Raw genomic sequence first — 2,013 nt, 5'->3', positions numbered from 1 at the left:
AGGGTGCCACCATCATCGGCAACGGCCCCGACGCGTTGACCCGCGTCAGCATGATCGGCAACGACATGGCGCTGGATACCGGCGTTGGCGTCTGTGGGAAGGAAGGCCAGAGCGTGCCGGTGGGCGTGGGCCAGCCGACGCTGCGCATCGACGGCCTCACGGTGGGCGGGACGGCCTGATCAGGTCACCGCCACATAAGTCAGCCTTGCGGAGGTGCACAGGCGCCTCTCGCCGGTCGTGGCCGATTCGGCCCACATGTCTGCCTGCACGCGCACCGAACGCCGGCCTGTGCCCACCACGTGGGCCATGACCTCGACGACATCGCCCACGTGAGCGGGGGCCTTGAAGTCCAGTTGCTCACTGCCCGCCATCACGATGGTGCGGCGCACAGCCCGCGTCGCTGCGACGAAGCCGGCCTTGGCCATCCAAGCCATCGCAGGGCCGCCGTGCAGCACGCCCCGGTGGTTGACATGGCCGGGGAACACGATCTCGGCCACCAGGGCGCAGGCATGTCCACGTTCCGGTGCTAGCCGCGCGCCAGGGGACGCCTCGATGCCTGCCGGGCCTGTGTCGTCCGGTTTGGCCGCCTGCCGCACCATGACGAACTCTCCCGTGAGGCAGTCCGTGCGCGTGCCCGTCAACAGGTCTTCGGCGATCAGGCGGGTGTCCACCGTGACCGAACGCTGGCCTTTTCGGAGGATGCTGGCGCGGCATTCCACCAGGTGGCCTGCAGGAGCCGGCGCGGCAAAGTCCAGCTGACCGACGGCGGCCGTCACGACCGAACCCCGCAGGGACCTGCTGCCGACAATGAAGGCCACGCGGTCCAGCATCGACAGTGCCGCGCCACCGAACATCGTGCCGTGATGGTTGGACTGGTCGGGCCAGACCATGTCGACGACGACGAGGTTGGGCCCAGTGCCTTGCGCGAGGACTTCATTCATGGCGCTGGACCAAGCCGCGCATGGATTTCGCTGCCTCCACCATCCGCAGCAATGCGGCTTCGGTCTCCGGCCAGCCGCGCGTCTTGAGCCCGCAGTCGGGGTTGACCCAGAGCTGACCGACCGGGATGACCTCAGCTGCTTTCTTCAGCAGGCGCAGCATCTCGGCGGTGTCGGGCACGCGCGGGGAGTGGATGTCGTAGACGCCCGGGCCGATCTCGTTCGGGTAGCGGAAGTCGCCGAAACCGCGCAGCAACTCCATGTCGGAGCGGCTGGTCTCGATGGTGATGACGTCAGCATCCATCGCTGCGATCTCGGGCAGGATGTCGTTGAACTCCGAGTAGCACATGTGGGTGTGGATCTGGGTGTCGTCGCGCACCGGGGACGCTGCCACGCGGAAGGCGCGCGTGGCCCAGGCGAGGTAGGGCTTCCAGGCGTCGCGGCGCAGCGGCAGGCCCTCGCGGATGGCAGGTTCGTCGATCTGGATGACTGCGATGCCCGCGGCCTCGAGGTCGACCACCTCGTCGCGGATGGCCAGGGCGATCTGCAGCGCGGTGTCGGCGCGCGGCTGGTCGTCGCGCACGAAGGACCATTGCAGGATGGTGATGGGGCCCGTCAGCATGCCCTTCATCGGCCGGCGGGTGAGGCCTTGTGCGAAGCGAGTCCAGTCCGCCGTCATGGCTCGCGGGCGCGACACGTCGCCGAACAGCACCGGCGGCTTCACGCAGCGCGAGCCATAGCTCTGCACCCAGCCATTCGCCGTGAAGGCGAAGCCGGCCAGCTGTTCGCCGAAGTACTCGACCATGTCATTGCGTTCGGCTTCGCCGTGCACGAGCACGTCCAGCCCCAGGGCCTCCTGCTTGCGCACGGTCAGTTCGATCTCGCGCTGCATCGCCGCGCGGTAGTCCTCTTCGGGCAGCTGGCCGCGCTTGAAGGCGGCGCGGGCCGCGCGGATCTCCGCGGTCTGCGGGAAGGAGCCGATGGTGGTGGTCGGGAAGGCCGGCAGGTCCAGGCGGCGGCGCTGCGCCGCCTGGCGGGCCGGGAAGGGCGAGCGGCGCCGGTCAGCGTCCGCAGG

The 2,013-nt window shown here is 69.1% G+C and carries 3 protein-coding genes; 1 reads left to right on the top strand and 2 read right to left on the bottom strand.

The window, feature by feature from the left end; all coding sequences use genetic code 11:
• Positions 1–179: metallopeptidase TldD-related protein (locus VGF12_RS10330; RefSeq protein WP_331175948.1), on the top strand; the 179-nt coding region annotated here is incomplete at its 5' end.
• On the opposite strand, the gene VGF12_RS10325 is transcribed toward VGF12_RS10330, so the two are convergent.
• Positions 180–941 carry an acyl-CoA thioesterase gene (locus VGF12_RS10325; protein WP_331175947.1) on the bottom strand — a complete coding sequence of 254 codons (762 nt, stop codon included), beginning with the start codon at positions 939–941 and terminating at the stop codon, positions 180–182.
• Positions 934–2,013: 5-methyltetrahydropteroyltriglutamate--homocysteine S-methyltransferase (gene metE / locus VGF12_RS10320; protein ID WP_331175946.1), on the bottom strand; the 1,080-nt coding region annotated here is incomplete at its 5' end. The genes metE and VGF12_RS10325, both read right to left, overlap by 8 nt.

Origin of the sequence: Roseateles sp., from assembly GCF_036404855.1 — a bacterium.
In the GTDB taxonomy this organism is placed as follows: domain Bacteria; phylum Pseudomonadota; class Gammaproteobacteria; order Burkholderiales; family Burkholderiaceae_C; genus Pelomonas.
This window is presented reverse-complemented; position numbering and strand designations above follow the sequence as displayed.

Bases quoted from the DNA above. Each gene is read 5' to 3' on its own strand.
- VGF12_RS10325 (WP_331175947.1), bottom strand. From the start codon at position 941: ATGAATGAAGTCCTCGCGCAAGGCACTGGGCCCAACCTCGTCGTCGTC.